This is a genomic window from Pseudaestuariivita rosea, from assembly GCF_017592335.1.
Lineage (GTDB): Bacteria > Pseudomonadota > Alphaproteobacteria > Rhodobacterales > Rhodobacteraceae > Parasulfitobacter > Parasulfitobacter rosea.
Window position 1 is genome coordinate 1 of the sequence record NZ_JACNMP010000008.1, and the last position, 16724, is coordinate 16724.

15 protein-coding genes and 1 riboswitch are annotated in these 16724 nt (G+C 58.4%); of the genes, 8 read left to right on the forward strand and 7 right to left on the reverse strand.

Annotated features, from left to right (window positions below; translation table 11 throughout):
• Positions 1-142: 142 nt before the first annotated feature.
• Complete coding sequence (locus tag H7848_RS07380; protein WP_208349536.1) at positions 143-535, forward strand: hypothetical protein; 393 nt, start codon at positions 143-145, stop codon at positions 533-535.
• Here H7848_RS07380 and lipA read toward each other — a convergent pair whose 3' ends face one another.
• From lipA to H7848_RS07395, 3 genes are all read right to left on the reverse strand, one after another.
• Entirely contained in the window at positions 536-1489 is a 954-nt protein-coding gene (gene lipA, locus H7848_RS07385) for a lipoyl synthase (protein ID WP_208349539.1), read from the reverse strand.
• 336 nt (positions 1490-1825) lie between these two features.
• Positions 1826-2533, reverse strand: coding sequence for a glutathione S-transferase N-terminal domain-containing protein (locus H7848_RS07390; protein ID WP_208349542.1), 708 nt, complete (start codon positions 2531-2533; stop codon positions 1826-1828).
• A gap of 26 nt (positions 2534-2559) precedes the next feature.
• Complete coding sequence (locus H7848_RS07395) at positions 2560-3471, reverse strand: alpha/beta hydrolase (protein WP_208349544.1); 912 nt, start codon at positions 3469-3471, stop codon at positions 2560-2562.
• Between the two features lie 121 nt (positions 3472-3592).
• Positions 3593-3671: riboswitch (SAM riboswitch) on the forward strand.
• Between the two features lie 59 nt (positions 3672-3730).
• On the opposite strand from H7848_RS07395, the gene metZ reads away from it, so the two are divergent.
• The 4 genes from metZ (at position 3731) to H7848_RS07415 (ending at position 7589) form a co-directional block, all read left to right on the forward strand.
• Positions 3731-4909 carry an O-succinylhomoserine sulfhydrylase gene (gene metZ / locus H7848_RS07400; RefSeq protein WP_208349546.1) on the forward strand — a complete coding sequence of 393 codons (1179 nt, stop codon included), beginning with the start codon at positions 3731-3733 and terminating at the stop codon, positions 4907-4909.
• Positions 4910-5005: 96 nt separating this feature from the next.
• On the forward strand, positions 5006-6109 hold the full coding sequence (gene folE2 / locus H7848_RS07405; protein WP_208349547.1) for a GTP cyclohydrolase FolE2: 1104 nt from the start codon (positions 5006-5008) through the stop codon (positions 6107-6109).
• Between the two features lie 57 nt (positions 6110-6166).
• Entirely contained in the window at positions 6167-7108 is a 942-nt protein-coding gene (locus H7848_RS07410) for a C45 family autoproteolytic acyltransferase/hydrolase (protein WP_208349548.1), read from the forward strand.
• Between the two features lie 64 nt (positions 7109-7172).
• Positions 7173-7589 carry a PaaI family thioesterase gene (locus tag H7848_RS07415; RefSeq protein ID WP_237072646.1) on the forward strand — a complete coding sequence of 139 codons (417 nt, stop codon included), beginning with the start codon at positions 7173-7175 and terminating at the stop codon, positions 7587-7589.
• A 51-nt stretch (positions 7590-7640) separates the two neighbouring features.
• On the opposite strand, the gene H7848_RS07420 is transcribed toward H7848_RS07415, so the two are convergent.
• Positions 7641-7862: a DUF1127 domain-containing protein gene (locus H7848_RS07420; protein WP_208349551.1), complete on the reverse strand. Its 222-nt coding sequence runs from the start codon at positions 7860-7862 to the stop codon at positions 7641-7643.
• Between the two features lie 94 nt (positions 7863-7956).
• Here H7848_RS07420 and H7848_RS07425 point away from each other — a divergent pair, with 94 nt between their 5' ends.
• The 3 genes from H7848_RS07425 to rpsI all read left to right on the forward strand — a co-directional run bounded on the left by H7848_RS07425 (position 7957) and on the right by rpsI (position 10472).
• Positions 7957-9351: an aminotransferase-like domain-containing protein gene (locus H7848_RS07425; RefSeq protein WP_208349554.1), complete on the forward strand. Its 1395-nt coding sequence runs from the start codon at positions 7957-7959 to the stop codon at positions 9349-9351.
• 156 nt (positions 9352-9507) lie between these two features.
• A complete protein-coding gene (gene rplM, locus H7848_RS07430) occupies positions 9508-9966 on the forward strand; it encodes a 50S ribosomal protein L13 (protein ID WP_208349557.1) in 459 nt (152 codons plus the stop codon).
• A 2-nt stretch (positions 9967-9968) separates the two neighbouring features.
• Positions 9969-10472 carry a 30S ribosomal protein S9 gene (rpsI, locus tag H7848_RS07435; RefSeq protein ID WP_208349561.1) on the forward strand — a complete coding sequence of 168 codons (504 nt, stop codon included), beginning with the start codon at positions 9969-9971 and terminating at the stop codon, positions 10470-10472.
• A 47-nt stretch (positions 10473-10519) separates the two neighbouring features.
• Here the strand turns inward: rpsI and H7848_RS07440 are convergent, their stop codons facing one another.
• Genes H7848_RS07440 through H7848_RS07450 form a run of 3 tightly spaced genes read right to left on the reverse strand, consistent with a single transcriptional unit; the run spans position 10520 to position 16723 of the window.
• On the reverse strand, positions 10520-13099 hold the full coding sequence (locus H7848_RS07440; protein WP_237072641.1) for a cation-translocating P-type ATPase: 2580 nt from the start codon (positions 13097-13099) through the stop codon (positions 10520-10522).
• A gap of 44 nt (positions 13100-13143) precedes the next feature.
• Entirely contained in the window at positions 13144-14355 is a 1212-nt protein-coding gene (locus tag H7848_RS07445) for an efflux RND transporter periplasmic adaptor subunit (protein WP_208349564.1), read from the reverse strand.
• A gap of 4 nt (positions 14356-14359) precedes the next feature.
• Complete coding sequence (locus H7848_RS07450; RefSeq protein ID WP_208349566.1) at positions 14360-16723, reverse strand: ABC transporter permease; 2364 nt, start codon at positions 16721-16723, stop codon at positions 14360-14362.
• Position 16724 lies beyond the last annotated feature (1 nt).

The window sequence follows — 16724 nt, forward strand, 5'->3', positions numbered from 1 at the left end:
TCTCCCGAAGGTCCATCGAAAGTGCCTTACCCACTGCTCGCCCTCCATCTTGTGGTCGGCGACAGTGAATCAGCAAAATAAGCCTATGTGAATCCCCCTTGATTCAGGTCGATTTCATCACGCTCTAGCTGATCTGATCCGGGTGTCGGCTGATATCTGCGATACAGTCTGGGTTGAAACTCATGCGCGCTGGCTGGCGGTGGATGATGCCAGACGACGCGACTGGATTGATTGTTTTCGGCAGACCAATGCGATTGTGAAAGTATCTTTCGACAAAATGCATCACCTGCGCACAGACATTTTACGTGAGATCACCACTGTTCTGGATGCCGAAGGTCTAAGGTGGATGATTGCGATAACCGAACCCGATGAGGCCAGCTTTTTAAAAACCCGCAACAGATGTGACTGGGTGGAAGATCGCCGAATTACATTCCAGAAATTGGTCACAGATCACAGACTACTGGTCAGCCCGCCTTTGGGAACGCTTTCGATGATAGGCAGATTGCAGACACAACCAACATCCCACTTTGAGTGATTAGGCCTGCGCCAGTTTTTTCAGCCGTGCCTCTCGCAGCCGTGCGAAGTCGTCGCCGGCGTGATAGCTGGATCGGGTCAGGGGGGTGGCGGATACCATCAGGAAGCCCTTACCATAGGCCACTTTTTCATAGGCCGCGAATTCGTCGGGCGTGACAAAGCGGTCGACGGCATGGTGTTTGGGTGTGGGCTGCAGATACTGGCCGATGGTCAGAAAATCGATGTTGGCGGTGCGCATGTCGTCCATGACCTGCAATACGGCCTGACGATCTTCGCCCAGCCCCACCATGATACCGGATTTGGTGAACATGGATGGGTCCAGTTCCTTGACCCGCTGCAGCAGGCGCAGCGAATGGAAATAGCGGGCACCTGGGCGGACCTCGGGGTAGAGGCCGGGCACGGTTTCCAGATTGTGGTTGAAGACATCGGGTTTGGCGGCGACGACCACCTCAAGCACCGCAGGATCGCATTTGATAAAGTCGGGCGTCAGAATTTCGATGGTGGTCCCCGGCGACTGGCGACGAATGGCACGGATGGTCTGGGCAAAGTGTTCGGCCCCACCATCTTCGATATCGTCACGATCGACCGAGGTGACCACGACATGGTTCAGCCCCAGCTTTTTCACCGCATCGGCCACGCGACCGGGTTCGAACACATCCAGAGCCTCGGGCGGTTTGCCGGTCGCGATATTGCAGAAGGTGCAGGCGCGGGTGCAGACCTCGCCCATGATCATCATGGTGGCGTGGCCCTGGGACCAGCATTCGCCGACGTTCGGGCAGCCCGCTTCCTCGCACACGGTGACCAGCTTATGTTCGCGCATGATCGCGTGGGTCTGTTTGTAGCCTTCGCTGGTGGGGGCCTTGACGCGGATCCAGTCCGGTTTTTTCGGCTGAGCGTTATCCGGGCGGTTGGCCTTTTCGGGGTGCCGCTGTTCAGGAATTTTCAGATCACGCATGATTTTCCCTCCGCTTTGCAGATAGATAGGGGATAACTTAGCAAATGTCCCGCGACTTTATTGCATGGCGGGTATTTGCTGTTTGGTTAAGCACACCCAATCGCCCGGTGCGCGCCGAAGGCGCAGGGCGAGCGCCTGACCGTCCCGGCGGGCTGGCGCTTTGGCCGCCTGTGTACAAAGCTTAACCAACAGAGGGGCTTGGCCACCATAAATCGCGTCGATTAGCCGCCAGGGCGCCATCCCACGGTCAGGCGTGCGCCCTGCTTTCATAGTTGGCATTCAACGCGGTCATCCGACCTTCTTTGCAGGCTCAAGCGGTCCTGTCGCATCGTAATGCTAACCCTTTTGCTTGAACAGAACCTCTTGCGCCTTTTTGTCGGTTTGCAGGTTGCCGCGCTTGTCTTCGGCCACCGCGCGGCCTTTTTTCACAGCCTCGCGCGATCCGACCAGGTCCAGCCAGCGCGCCAAATCGGGTTTGTCGTCCAGCGTCTGTTCCTGGCCTTCCCACAGGCTGGCCCAGGGCCAGATCGCCATATCGGCAATCGAATAGAAATCGCCAGCCACATAGTCATTGCCTGCCAGTTGTTTGTTCAGAACACCCAACAGGCGGCCGGTTTCATTGCGATAGCGATCCTTGGCATAGGGCAGATCGTTGGGCGGCTCCATCGATGGGGCATATTTCAGGAAATGATGCGCCTGACCCGCCATGGGGCCAAGACCACCCATTTGCCACATCAGCCACTGATCGACGGCAACGCGGTCGCGTTCGGTCGGACCGCCGAATTTTCCGGTTTTGCGGGCCAGATACTGCAAAATCGCGCCGGATTCGAAGATTGAGATGGGTTTGCCATCTGGCCCCTCGGGGTCGATAATCGCAGGCATCCGGTTGTTGGGGGCAATGGCCAGAAAATCGGGTTTGAACTGATCGCCCGCGCCGATGTTTACCAGGTTGAGGTTATAGGGCAGTCCCATTTCCTCAAGCGCGATGGAAATTTTCCAGCCGTTCGGCGTGGGCCAGTAGTACAGCTCAATCGGTTGTGTCATCTTCGCTTGCCCTCCAAAATTCGGGGTCAGGATGACGTTTTCTGCACAAAGGGCAAGACCGGTTTCGGCGCAAGGCGATCATGTCTTTGGAAGGCGGTGCGATCTGTGATGTTTTGCAACCGTGCCACAGGATAGTGGTTGGGGTGGCGCAGCAATGCGCGATAAAGCTGAAAAACACCCGGACGCAGATAGACCGACCAATGACACATCCGCGCGCCTGTTTCGGCAATGGCAAACCCCATCGTGTTCAGTTCCGCCAGTGTGGTCGGACATGACAGGCTGATGTCCGTCCAATTCGTATGCCGTGCCCCCAGGCCGCGCCCCAGAAGCGTGTCGCCGAACCGAACCGACGGGATCAAGGCGCCCAGCATATAGTCATAAAGATCGTTTTCGCGCGATGTGATGTTGACCACTTCTGCGGTACGCCCGGCAGGTGATGACATGGCCTTGCGGGCGACGCTGCGATAGTCGGCTGCCGCCAACAACACCGCGCGCCGGACACTATGCGGTGGCAAAAGCTGTAAGCCAGACAGAACGACCCGTGATCCCAGGCTGTGTGCCATCAAGGTAATGTCACGCTTCGGTGCGATCTGTTTGATTGAGCTGATCAGACGCGCAAGCGCATGACCGGTGGTGGCGGCACGGCCATAGGCGCGCCAGATTGATCCGCGGGCTTCCCATCCGAAGGCCAGGCATAGCCCGCCACCTTGTTCGGTAAAGCCAAGTTTTGTGGGCCAGCTGAGCGCCTTGGGGCAGGTGTCATCGGGACGAAGTGCCAGAATATGGCGATGCGGGCTAAAGCCGCGTGTGGATGGCGAAAACTTATAGCCATGGACCAGAATGCAGACCGGTCCGTCTGTACGCCGTAGCGCCGATTGCAGCAGTGTTTTACAGACTATTGGCCTGTCAGACACTGTATTGACCTGTATCAACGGCATCGGGTTGAACCCCCGTCACTCTGTGTTGCGGTCAGCCCCTAATCCCGTAATACGACACCTGCGTAACCATATCGTTAAACTTGGATGACTTGGCTTGACGCACCGGGATCTGATCGCTATGCCCCGGATCAGTGGCGATTTGTTCACCGGATTGCGGGCCACTTAAAACATGCCGCTAAAGAGGTCAGGGTGTTTGCCCCCGGCGTCTTGGAACGGTGGGGGCTTTTTTGTGGGCGCGACCGCCGCCTGGAGGATGAAGATGAGCGATTGGAAACCGCGCACCCGTGCCGTTCACGCCGGTACCCGCCGCAGTCAGTATAATGAGGTGAGCGAGGCGATTTTTCTGACGCAGGGTTTTGTCTATGACAGCGCCGAACAGGCCGAGGCGCGGTTCATTCAGGCCGGTGAGGATGAGTTCATCTATGCCCGTTACGGCAACCCCACGGTGCGGATGTTCGAAGACCGCATTGCGGCGCTGGAGGGGGCGGAAGATGCCTTTGCCACGGCCTCGGGCATGGCGGCGGTCAATGGCGCGCTGATGTCGATGCTGCAGGCGGGCGATCACTTGGTGTCGTCCCGCGCGCTGTTCGGGTCGTGTCTGTATATTCTGGAGGAGGTCCTGACGCGTTTCGGCGTCGAGGTGACGTTCGTTGATGGTACCGATCTGGATCAGTGGCGTGCCGCGATCCGGCCCGACACCAAGGTTGTCTTTTTCGAAACCGTCAGCAACCCGACGCTTGAGGTTGTTGATATCAAGGCCGTTTCTGATCTGGCCCATGAGGTCGGTGCAACAATTGTGGTCGACAATGTCTTTGCCACGCCCGTCTTTTCCCGTGCCTTGGAGCTGGGCGCCGATGTGGTGATCTATTCTGCGACCAAACACATCGATGGGCAGGGCAGGGCGCTTGGTGGGGTGATCCTGGGCACGCGTGAGTTTATCCGCAAAACAGTTGAGCCCTATATGAAGCACACCGGCGGGTCGCTTAGCCCGTTTACCGCGTGGATGCTGTTGAAGGGGCTTGAGACGATAGATCTGCGCGTGCGCGCCCAGGCAGACAGTGCCGTGGCCCTGGCGCGGGCGCTTGAGGGGCACGCGGCGCTGGATCGCGTTATTTATCCCCATCTGGCCAGCCATCCCCAAGCTGATACGGCTCGGGGCCAGATGGAGGCAGGCGGTACGGTGCTGTCGATTGACCTGAAAGCCGGGCAAGAGGCTGCGTTCAAAGTGCTGAACGCGCTGGAGATCTTTGTGATTTCGAACAATCTGGGTGATGCGAAATCCATCGTGACCCATCCCGCCACAACAACGCATCAGCGTCTGCCCGAGGATCAGAAACAGCACTTGGGTATCACCCCCGGTCTGATCCGCGTCAGCGTCGGGCTTGAGGATACCGATGATCTGATCGCCGATCTGACACACGCGCTTAGCATGATCTGACTAGAAATTTTTCCCGTAAAACAGAATGTTTCATTGGAAACATGCGATGCTGACCCTATGTAGACGCGGGCCAGTATCGAAGAGAGGTGGCCGATCATGAATATCCACACAACCGACATCGACCGCGCGCCGTCGCGGGATGAAGCTGAAACAGCGCTTGCACTTTTGCGACGTTGGGCCGGATCGGTCACACCGACCGAGGTTGCAACGCTGGATCCATCGGTTGCCCGTCTTTTGCCGGGGCAAGAGGTATCGAACTACCCCGATCTGTCCCGTGTGTACCCCGAGGATTTCACGGTCGATGCGGCCTATAAAGCCAGCCTGCCTGACCTGCAAAATGGCCCCACCAGCTTGATCCGCGGGGAAAAGCAGCAAATCCAGCACGTCGGGATTTCCAACTTTCGCCTGCCGATCCGGTTCCACACCCGCGATAATGGCGATCTGACGCTGGAAACCTCGGTCACCGGCACCGTCAGCCTTGAGGCCGAGAAAAAAGGCATCAACATGAGCCGCATCATGCGGACATTCTATCGTCGTGCGGAAGAAACATTCAGTTTTGAGGTGATCGAGGCCGCGCTGGACGATTATAAAACCGATCTGGAAAGCTTTGACGCGCGCATTCAGATGCGCTTCAGCTTTCCGATGAAAGTCTCATCACTGCGCTCGGGGCTTCAGGGATATCAGTATTACGACATCGCGCTGGAACTGGTCGAACAGGATGGGGTGCGCAAAAAGATCATCCATCTGGATTATGTCTATTCGTCGACATGCCCCTGTTCACTGGAACTGTCTGAACACGCGCGTCAGTTCCGGGGCCAGTTGGCGACGCCGCATTCCCAACGGTCAGTGGCGCGTGTGTCGGTCGAAGTGGATTGCGACGCAGATTGCCTGTGGTTCGAAGATCTGATCGACCTTTGCCGCGCAGCCGTGCCGACGGAAACCCAGGTTATGGTGAAACGCGAGGACGAACAGGCCTTTGCCGAACTGAACGCCGCCAATCCGATTTTCGTCGAAGACGCGGCGCGGCTGTTTTGTGAGCAGTTGAAAAACGATGTCCGCATCGGTGATTTCCGCGTAATTGCGTCGCATCAGGAAAGCCTGCACAGCCACGACGCGGTGTCTGTCCTGACCGAAGGTGACACCTTTGCCGCCGACAGTCTGGACCCCCGTTTGTTCAGCACGCTTTTCCACGTGGGCTAGTGGGCTTTTGGATCAAAGGTAACAAAAAATAAATCATTTGGCGGGAAAACACCCGCCATGATTGCACCGATACAGATAGACTTAGCCAAACCGGTTCAGGACCGTTGGTCATTCACCGACATGCAGTGTCGTCAGTCCAAGCAACTGGTCGATTATTATACCAACGATATCGGCAATGTGGCCGAAATGGCTGAAAACATCGGTCAGGTGATTTTTTCGACAATCCCAGAGGCACTTCTGGCTGAAATCGACGTTATTGCCCAGCAATTGGATCAATCGCCGAATATTGTGCTTCTGGTACATGCCTATTACGATCTGGTGAAAACGATCATGGGATGCACTGCGTTTGCCATTGAAACGGATGATGGCATTCTGCACGGTCGTAATCTGGATTGGTGGAGCGAAAACGAATTGCTGGCAACCAGTACGGTGATGTATCACTTCACGGGTGCCGCCGCCGGTGAATTTTACAGTGTCGCATGGCCCGGTTTTGCAGGGGTTTATTCTGGTATGGCACCAGGGCGCTTTGCGATTACGCTGAATTCCGCGCTTAGTAGCGAACCCATGCAGATCGTAACGCCCATCGCGTTTCAGATCCGGCAGGTTTTTGAAACGGCCACGTGCTTTGACGAAGCGGTCGAACAGTTGCAGAAAGCGATTTTGCCCTGTGACGGACTTATTCTGGTGACCGGTTGTGCCCCCGGTGAAATGGCCGTGATTGAACGCAGCCCGCGAAAATCTGCAGTCCGGCATGCTGTGGATGGGCAAATTCGGGTTACCAATAATTTCATGCAACTTGATGTCGCCGAAGTCAGTTTTGAAACTGAAATTCTGCAAAGCTCGCCTGGTCGATACGCACGCATTACCGAGTTGCTGCAAACCCCGCCGAAAAACCTGCACGAATGCATGGCGTATCTGAAAGATAATGACGTTCAGATGGATATGACTGTTCAGCAGATGGTCTTTTGCGCGGCAGGGGGCCAGTTTCTTTTGGCGTAATTTGGGTTGACCCGTCCCCGGTCCCACGACTTAGTGGGCGGGGGAGGAACCATACGTGTCATTGATGATGAACAAAGCCGGTCTGACGGCATTTTTGCAGAAAAGCTTTCCACAGGTCGCCGATGATTTTCAGATCGATACAGTATTGGAAACGGAACTGTCGGTCTGTTTGACCCCGCAAGATCGTCATTTACGCCCCGGCGGAACGGTTTCGGGGCCGACATTGTTCGGTTTGGCCGATGTCTCGATCTATCTTGCCATCCTGTCGCGCATCGGGCCTAAGGCATTGGCGGTGACCACCAATTGCTCGATCGATTTCATGCGCAAACCCGCGGCGGACCGTGATCTGATTGCGGTGGCCCGGCTGCTGAAACTGGGGCGTGTTTTGGCGGTGGGCGATACGATGATCTATAGCGATGGGATGCCAGACCCCGTGGCGCGTGCCACGCTGACCTATTCAATCCCGCCCAAGCAGGCATAAAAAAGGCCCGGCACGAAGCCGGGCCCAGGAAGAGGTCTGGCGCAGCAGGGATTAGGTGCGCCAGAACACACGACGTGCCTCATCCAAGGCATCGTCGCGATTCAAACCCACATCTTTCAGCAAGTGGTCATCCAATTGGGATAAAGCCACACGTGTTCGGCGTCGCTCGTCCCATTTGACAAGTGTCACCGCGACCGCAACAGCCACCTGAGACAGCGGCGTCAGGGGCCGTTCAGAAAGGTAAGCAAGCTGTTTTGTCCGGGTATATGTCATGGGACAAATCCTTTAATTGTATTGACACAATGTAGAGAATATCTACAATGAAACGATACAATATCAGCGTAATGCAGTCCACAGGAGTATTGTATTGAATACAATTTGGCGGCCGAACCTTGCCGATCACCCCGGACCCAAATACAAATCCGTGGCCGAGGGGATCAAATCCGCAATCGCGCAGGGCGAGTTGACGGTTGGTACAAAGCTGCCCCCCGTCCGTGATCTGGCCTGGGCGCTGGAAATGACGCCCGGCACCGTGGCCCGCGCCTATACCATCCTGACCGAGCAGGGTGTGCTAGAGGCTGTCGTTGGCCGCGGCACTTTTGTGGCGGGTCCGAAAACAAAACTGTTGGACGACGTCTGGGCCCGCGAAAAAGAGCTGATGAAACCCAGTGTTTTCAGCTTTTTTACTCCACATCTGCCCGATGTCGGACAAGTCAGCGCGATACGGAAGGCCATGGTTCAGGTGTCACAAGGCGACCCGGATCTGTTTCTGACCTATCCTGTGCGCGACACGTTGCAACCGGTGCGGCAAAGCGTTGTTGATTGGCTGTCTGACGTGCCCCTTGGCGGGATCAAGGATGAAGATGTCGTGCTGGCCCATGGCGGGCAGAACGCGATTAGCCTGGTGATGCAGACGGTTCTGTCGGGCGCCCGCCCCGTGATCATGGTCGAAGAACTCAGCTATGCCGGCTTCCGCCGCGCCGCGGAAACGTTGCGGGTCGATGTGGTGGGCGTTCCGATGGATGACAAGGGCGTCATCCCGCAGGCGCTTGAGGCCACCGCGCGCCGGACAGGTGCGCAACTGTTTTGTACCTCGCCCGAAGTGCATAATCCAACCGCGCTGCACACGCCAGTTGATCGCCGAAAAGAGCTGGTCGCCGTCGCCCGTCGTCAAGGCTTCGATATTCTGGAAGATGATTGCTATCGTATGGGGCAGGTCAAGGCGCCCACCTATCGCGCTTTGCTACCGGAACACGTCTGGTATGTTTCGTCGATTTCAAAAATGCTGACACCGGCCCTGCGGGTGGGCTTTGGGGTGGCCGCGCGGGGTCGGGCCGCGGATTTGCGGCGCTCGGCCGAGTACGGATTTTTTGGATTGGCCCGCCCCATGGCGGAAGTGACCCGCATCTTGCTAAGTGATCCGGCCTGCCGCGCATACACACATCAGATCAGGGCGCGGGTCGCGGATTACATCCGCATCGCGGTCAATGCCCTTGGCGGTTTCGACCTGACCTGGCACGAAGATGTGCCCTTTGTCTGGTTGCGTCTGCCGTCAGGCTGGCGTGCCGCTGCGTTCTGTCGCGCAGCCGAGTCCGAGGGCGTTCAGATCCGGTCTGCCGACGAATTTGCCCTGCGCGACGGCCGCGCGCCCCATGCGGTGCGGATTTCGGTCAATGGCCGGATTGATCGGGCATCATTTGAAGAGGCCATGCAAAGACTGCGCCGTTTACTGGATAATCCGCCTGAACAAATTAGCGTTTAAGGGGGTATTATTATACCTAATTTATAACATACTGATATTGCTTTATTATTTTTACTTCATGCCAATTGACTTGAGGTTTTACCTGTTTATAACCCGTCCATCGAATTTCGGCGGCACGTGTGTCGCCCACACTTAGACGATGGATACGGGGAAAATATGAAGACCTTTTCTGCAACACCGGCAGACATCGACAAGAAATGGATCATTATCGACGCCGAAGGCGTTGTTCTGGGCCGTCTTGCCTCGATCGTTGCCATGCGCCTGCGCGGCAAGCACAAGGCGTCCTTTACGCCCCATATGGACATGGGCGACAACGTGATCGTCATTAACGCTGACAAGGTTCAGCTGACCGGTCGCAAGCGTGACAAGCCGAACTATTGGCACACCGGGTATCCGGGCGGTATCAAATCGCGCACCACAGGCCAGATCCTGGAAGGCGCGCATCCTGAGCGTGTCGTTATGCAAGCGGTCAAACGCATGCTGCCAGGCAATCGCCTGAGCCGCCAGCAGATGACCAATCTGCGCGTTTACGCCGGGGCCGAGCATCCGCATGAGGCGCAAAGCCCCGAGGTGCTGGACGTCAAATCCATGAACAAAAAGAATACGAGAACATAGTGATGGCTGAAGAAATCAAATCTCTGGATGAGCTGAGCGCAGCTGTCGAAAGCGATATCGGCGGTGTTCAAGGCACCTCTGCCGACGAAGCTGTGCAGCGCGAACCTGTACGTGATGAATTGGGCCGCGCCTATGCGACCGGCAAGCGGAAAGATGCGGTGGCCCGCGTCTGGATCAAGCCCGGATCAGGCAAGGTCAGCGTGAATGGCAAGGAAATGGACGCTTATTTCGCGCGTCCCGTTCTGCAGATGATCCTGCGCCAACCGTTCCAGGTGGCCGGTGTCGAAGATCAGTTCGACGTTATGGCGACTGTTAAGGGCGGTGGCCTGTCCGGTCAGGCCGGTGCGGTCAAGCACGGTATTTCGAAAGCGCTTCAGCTTTATGACCCCGCGCTGCGCGGCGCGCTTAAGGCCGCTGGCTTCCTGACCCGCGACAGCCGTGTGGTTGAGCGTAAGAAATACGGTAAAGCCAAAGCGCGGAAAAGCTTCCAGTTTTCCAAGCGTTAAGCTTATCTGGCACTCCATCAAAAAGCGCGGTTTCGGCCGCGCTTTTTTCATGCGGATCGCCGTGTTCGGCTGGTCACGGTTTTCAGCACCTCGGGGATGACAATGATCGGCAGGGCAAACGCTGCGATCAGTAACCATTCGTCTGTGCCAATGGGAACTGTATGCAGCAGGGTTTGCAACGGGGCCCAATAGACCGCGACGACCTGTGCCCCCAAGGTGACCGCAAGGGCGATCAGAAGCAGGGGATTTGACAGCAAACCGATCCGCCAACACGGCAACGACAGGGACCGGAAGGCGAAAACGCTGACTTTTTCGAACACCACCATCGCCGTGAATGCCGTGGTCCGCGCCAGATCGACGCTGACATCAATCAAACTGAAAAAGATCCAAAGGCTGGCCCCACCGGTATAAAGCCCCAGCACACAGATGCTGACAATGCCGCTTATGCCCAGAATCGGCTGGTTTTTCGGTCGGGGCGGTTGTTTCAGCTGGTCCGGCTCCGATTTTTCCAGCCCCAGGGCCACGGCCGTCACGCCATCGGTGACCAGGTTCATCCACAGAATCTGGGTTGCCAGAAAGATCAGCGGCCCGCCCACAAGGATATTGACGACCAGGGCCACGACCTCGCCCGCGTTGGAGCTCAGCAGATAGCGCACGAATTTTCGGACATTGGCGAACTGGCGTCGGCCTTCACCGATGGCGCGGACGATGGTGGCAAAGTTATCGTCCAGAAGAATAAGGTCAGACGCATCACGCGCGACATCTGTGCCCCGGATACCCATCGACACGCCAATATCGGCTTTTTTCAGTGCAGGCGCGTCGTTCACCCCATCGCCTGTCATCGCGACGATCTGATCCTGCGACTGCAGTGCGGCGACAATGCGCATTTTATGTTCGGGCTTGGTGCGGGCAAAAACCACGTCATCGTTCAGCGCGCTGATAAGATCAGCGTCATCCATTGCCGTCAGGTCGTCCCCGATCACGGTCTGGTGGACGGGCAGCTGTAATTGTTCGGCAATGGCGCGGGCGGTTACGGGGCTGTCGCCGGTGATCATGACGATCTTGATGCCCGCCGATCTGGCGGCGCGGACGGCGGCTTTGACTTCGGCGCGGGGCGGATCAATCAGGCCGACAAGGCCAAGAAAGACCATATCGTCCTCGGTCAATACGTGATCTGGCACGGTCTTTTCGGCCAGCGCAATGACCCGCAGACCTTGGCTGGCCATGCTGTCGTAGGCCGCGATGATTTCGGTTCGGTCCGTTTCGGTCAGGGGGACGATCTGATCGTCACGCCGTATGCGGTTGCACAGATCAAGCAGCCGCTCGGGCGCCCCTTTGGTATAGATATGACCGCCCGCACCGTCGCGGAACAGGACGCTCATACACTTGCGATCGCTGCTAAAAGGTGCTTCGGCGATCATCGCATTGGGGTCGGGCAGGGGGCACCAGCCTTTGTAGGCCAGCGTGACCAGCGCGGCCTCGGTCGGAACGCCGGTGACACGCCAGGTTGCACCATCGCGCTGCAGCGCCGCGTGGTTGCAAAACAGACCTGCGGTCAGCAGGGCCGATAGCGCAATGTCGTCTTCGGCGCGCACCCGGCGGCCGTCCGTTTCGATATGACCGGTGGGATCATAGCCTGTGCCCGTGACGTCATAGCTCCGCGTGGCGGTCCAGATCGACGTGGCCGTCATTTTGTTTTCGGTCAGCGTGCCGGTTTTGTCGGTACAGATGACCGACGCCGCGCCCAGGGTTTCGACGGCCTGCAGCCGCCGCGCCAGCGCCTTTTGCCGGATCATCGCGGCCGCGCCCAGGGCCAGAGTGATCGTGACGACCGCGGGCAGCCCTTCGGGCACCATGGCGACTGACATCGAAAGGCCGGTCATCATCATTTCGAACTGATCGCGCCCGAACCAGATGCCCAGGCCCACGACACTGGCCGCCACCAACAGGGCCGCAGCCCCAAGCTGCGTGGCCAGACGCCCCAGTTTGACCTGCAGATTGGTTTTCTTTGGCCCAACCGCGCCGGTCAGAACGGCAATCTGGCCGAATTCGGTTTTCGCGCCTGTTGCGGTGACCTGTGCCTCGGCCCGGCCCGAGATGACCGAAGTTCCGGCAAAGACCTGATCCTGCCCTTGGGCTGCGGCCTTTTCCACCGGCAGGGATTCCCCCGTCAGAACGCTTTCGTCCAGACGCAGGTCAACCGAATGCACCAGCCGCGCATCGGCCGGCACTTTGTCCCCCGCAGTCAGGATGATCACATCATCGGGCACCAGGTCACGCGCTGCGATCACCTGTTCCACGCCGTCGCGCAGGACCACAGCCTTGGGTGTCATCATATCCCGCAGGGCCTGAAGCGCGGTTTCGGCGCGCCATTCCTGCACAAACCCCAGGCCGGCGTTCAACAGGATCACCAGCCCAATCGCCAGCGCATCGATGCTTTCGCCGACGATTACTGCGATCAGGGCGGCGGCGATCAGGATCAGGACCAGAAAGCTGGAAAACTGCCGCAGAAGGACCCCGATCATGCTGGCGCGCTTGCCCTGGGGCAGTTCGTTCCAGCCTGCCGTCTGTCGCAGCTGCAGGACCTGGGGCTGACTAAGGCCTAGGCTGCTGCGGCGATCAGGCAAAGTGGTGCTTTCTGCCGCTGTGACGGTCTGCGAACGCGGGCATGCTAAAGCGTGGATCTGTCGATCAGGCTGACACCGCGGCGGACGGCATCACTGGGATGCGTGACCACCCGGTCGCCCGGCGCCAGACCGTCAAGCACCACGGCCATCTCCATGTTGCGCCTGTGAATCACCACTGGTCGCAACTCGGCCATACCGCCCGCTTCGACAAAAACGGCCCAGTCATCGCCTTGCCGGAATAACGCACTGAGCGGGACCTGCAGCGTATCGTCCGATTGCCATTCGACGATCCGCAAAAAGACCGAAAAACTGTCGCCTAGTCCCGGGCGCTGATCGACCGGTGTTGTCAGGTTGAAATAGGCGTCGACGCGTTGTTCCTCGATCCCCAGAGCCGACACTTTGGTCCGCGCGATAGGGTCGATGCGATCCAGTTCCGCAATCAGGGGGTCTGGGCCGCCCCACCGATCCACATAGGCAACCGCGCCGGGGGACAGGCGCACGCCGTCGTTTGACAGCAAATCTGCCACCAGCTCAAGATCGGTCGGATCGCCCACGGTCAAAAGCGGTTCGCCCACCGCGACAGGGCGTTGGCTGATCGTATTAATCGACAAAACAACGCCGTCAGCAGGCGAGGTGATTTCAACGCAGCACCCATTGGCGGCGTCATCGCCAAAGTCCGGGTCCATCAGGCTGGCGCGGGCGCGGTCGATCGTGCCCTTGGCCATATCGATGCGGGCCTCGGCCGCGGCAACTGACGCATTTGCAATCGCCAGACGCTGACTGGCATCCTCAAGCTGGGTCAGCGAGGCGACGTTGCGCTCAAGCAATGCCTCGACGCGGTCGAATTGGGTCTGGGCAAAAATGCGATCTTCCTGCGCACTGACCAGATCGGCCTGTGCGACCTGCAGGGCGGCGGTGGCTTCCTGCAGCGTGGCTTCGGCCTGCAGGCGCGTGCGGCGGTCCAACAGACTGGGGGCGACGGGTTCGACGACCGCGACAACGGTTTGCCCTGCCACGACGGCATCGCCGACCTCAACCGGGGACCGCAGGGCCGTGCCAGCGATGGGTGATGCGATTTCATAAAGATCACGCACCTTGGTTTCACCATCGGCGTTGATCGTGACCTGAAACGGCCCGCGCCCGATGGTGTGCAAATCGACCGCGACCGGGTCTTCGCGAAAGCTAAGATAGGCCAGCCCGCCGACGATGACGATCCCCAGACCGATCAGGATAAGCGTACGAAAAGAGTGGCCCATAGCATCATTCCCTTGTTTTCATGACAGAAACCAGATCAAGCCGATCCAGCCGGCGCCGCACGACCATGGCCGACGCAAAGGCGACCGTCAGCACAATCAGACTGGCCAGCGCAAAGGTATCCAGTTCCAACACCAGTGGTATCGCATAAAGGTCGCTGGAAAAGGCATTGGTCATCAGCCGCGCGATATAGGCCCCGATCAACCATCCCAGGGGCTGGGCAAGCAGCGTCAGAAACATGGTTTCGCCCACCAGAATATACGACACCTCGCCCCGACCAAACCCCAGGATACGCAGGCTTGCCAGTTCGCGCGCGCGTTCGGACAGCTGGATGCGCGCGCCGTTATAGGCCACGCCGATCGTGATCAGGATCGCGATGGTGATATAGACCGTGTTCATGACCGCCACGTTCTGCTGAATGGTTTCCTGAAAGGCCTCTCGGTTTTCGTTCATTTCGACCAGACCAGACAGCTTTGGCAGCTCTTTCAGCGCCAGATGCAGGTCGGGCAGGCGCGCACTGTCCAGGCTGATATTGGCGACAGACATCTGCGGGATCTGCCGAAACTGGGCGTTGATATAATTAAGATCGACATAGGCCCCCAGGCCGAAATGCTGTTCGACCAGACCGGTGACCGGCAGGGCCAGCGTTTCACGTCGTCCGGTCAGGAATTCGGCATCGATCACATCGCCGGGGCGCGCGTCCAACTGATCGGCCAACCGTTCCGACAGCAAAATGCCACCCGGTGGGGCGCTGATCACGACATCATCTGCAGACATCACGCGGCTCAGGTCGGTGTTCGGCGGGCGCGCCTCTATCGCGACGCGCTTTGACAGATAGCCATTGCGCAGGATGGCGGTATGATATTGCTGCGGTTCGGCCTTCAGGACACCGGGCAGGGCAAGTACCTCGGTCAATGCGGTTTCAGGCAGATCATCGGTAAAGATCACGATGGCGTCCTGCCGGTTGGTCTGAAAAAACGCCGTCTCGATGATTTCGTCCAAGGCATCGCTGACGAAAAGCGACGCAATCACGGACGCCACCGCCAAGGATAACCCCAGACAGGTCAGAAAGCTGCGGCCGGGCCAGCGGAAAAAGCTGCGCAGGATCATGATGGTGGGTTGCGACAGACGCAGGGCCGTCATCATCCGGTCCAGCCAGGATCGTTTGAAGCGTGGGGGGGTGGGCGGCTGCATCGCGATCGCGGGCGCCAGCCAGGCCGCGGCCAGCGCGCTGCGCATTGCGCCCAGGGTTGTGGTCAGCAGGGCCGCCAGCCCGGCCGCGGCGTAAACCCAATAGGACAGGCGGAAAATCACAAAGGGAAAATCAAAGAACTGCGCATATTGCAGTGCCATGCCGCGGGCCAGCCAGGTGCCCATGGCCCATCCGATACAAATCCCAAGCACCGCAATCAGCCCGGCCAGCATCAGATAGTGCAAACAGACCTCGGTATTGGAATAGCCCACAGCCTTGAGCAGGCCGATTTCGCTGCGTTCCAGCGCGATGATGCGGCCCATGACCATGCTGACCAGAAAGGCCGAGATGCCAAAGAATATCGGCGGCAGAACCATCGCCATGCCGCGCAGCTGACTGATTTCGGCGTCGATGAAACTGTCGGACAGATGCAGATCACGCCCATAGGCCCCAAGCCCGCCATAGGGTTCAAGGATATCGTCCAGACGATCAATGACGTCCTTTTCGGTGCTGCCCGTCGCCAAGGCCAGTGTGACCCCGTTGAACGCCCCGGTCATGTCAAAGGCGGCGGCGACGGTCCGTTCAGACATCCAAAGAATGCCGTAATATTCGTTGTCCGGCATCAGCGCGCCGGGGCCGATGGTGTAGATGAATTCAGGCGACAGGGCGGCGCCGACAACGGTCAAGGTGCGCTTTTGCCCGTTCAGGTTGGCGCTGAACTGATCGCCGTATTCAAACCCGTTGGCCAGCGCAAAAGGTTCGTTCACCATGACCTCATCCGTGGCATTGGGGTCTGGCAGACGGCCCCACCGCAAAAGCGGTATGTTCAGAACCGGCGCATGGGCTTCGGGCAGGGACAGAATACGGCCCGTCGCGGTGCGCGGTCGTTCCGGCAGATCAAGGATCGCAGTTCCGGATACGCGCGCTTCGGCCGTCAGAACGCCATCGATATCCGCGATCTCCTGCATCAGACTGATGGGTGCGCGGCGGGTTTCGGCAAAGACGTCGGCAAACCTGTTACGCTCATAATAAGCGGCGCGCGTTTCGGTCAGCGCCTGGTACATCCCCAAGGATGTCAACAGGATGGTAACCCCGCAGGCCAGCACCAGCGCAATCGCCAGCGCCTGAACCCAAAGCCGCTTGAAATCGCGCAGAAGTTTTCGGTCAATGGCCTGCATC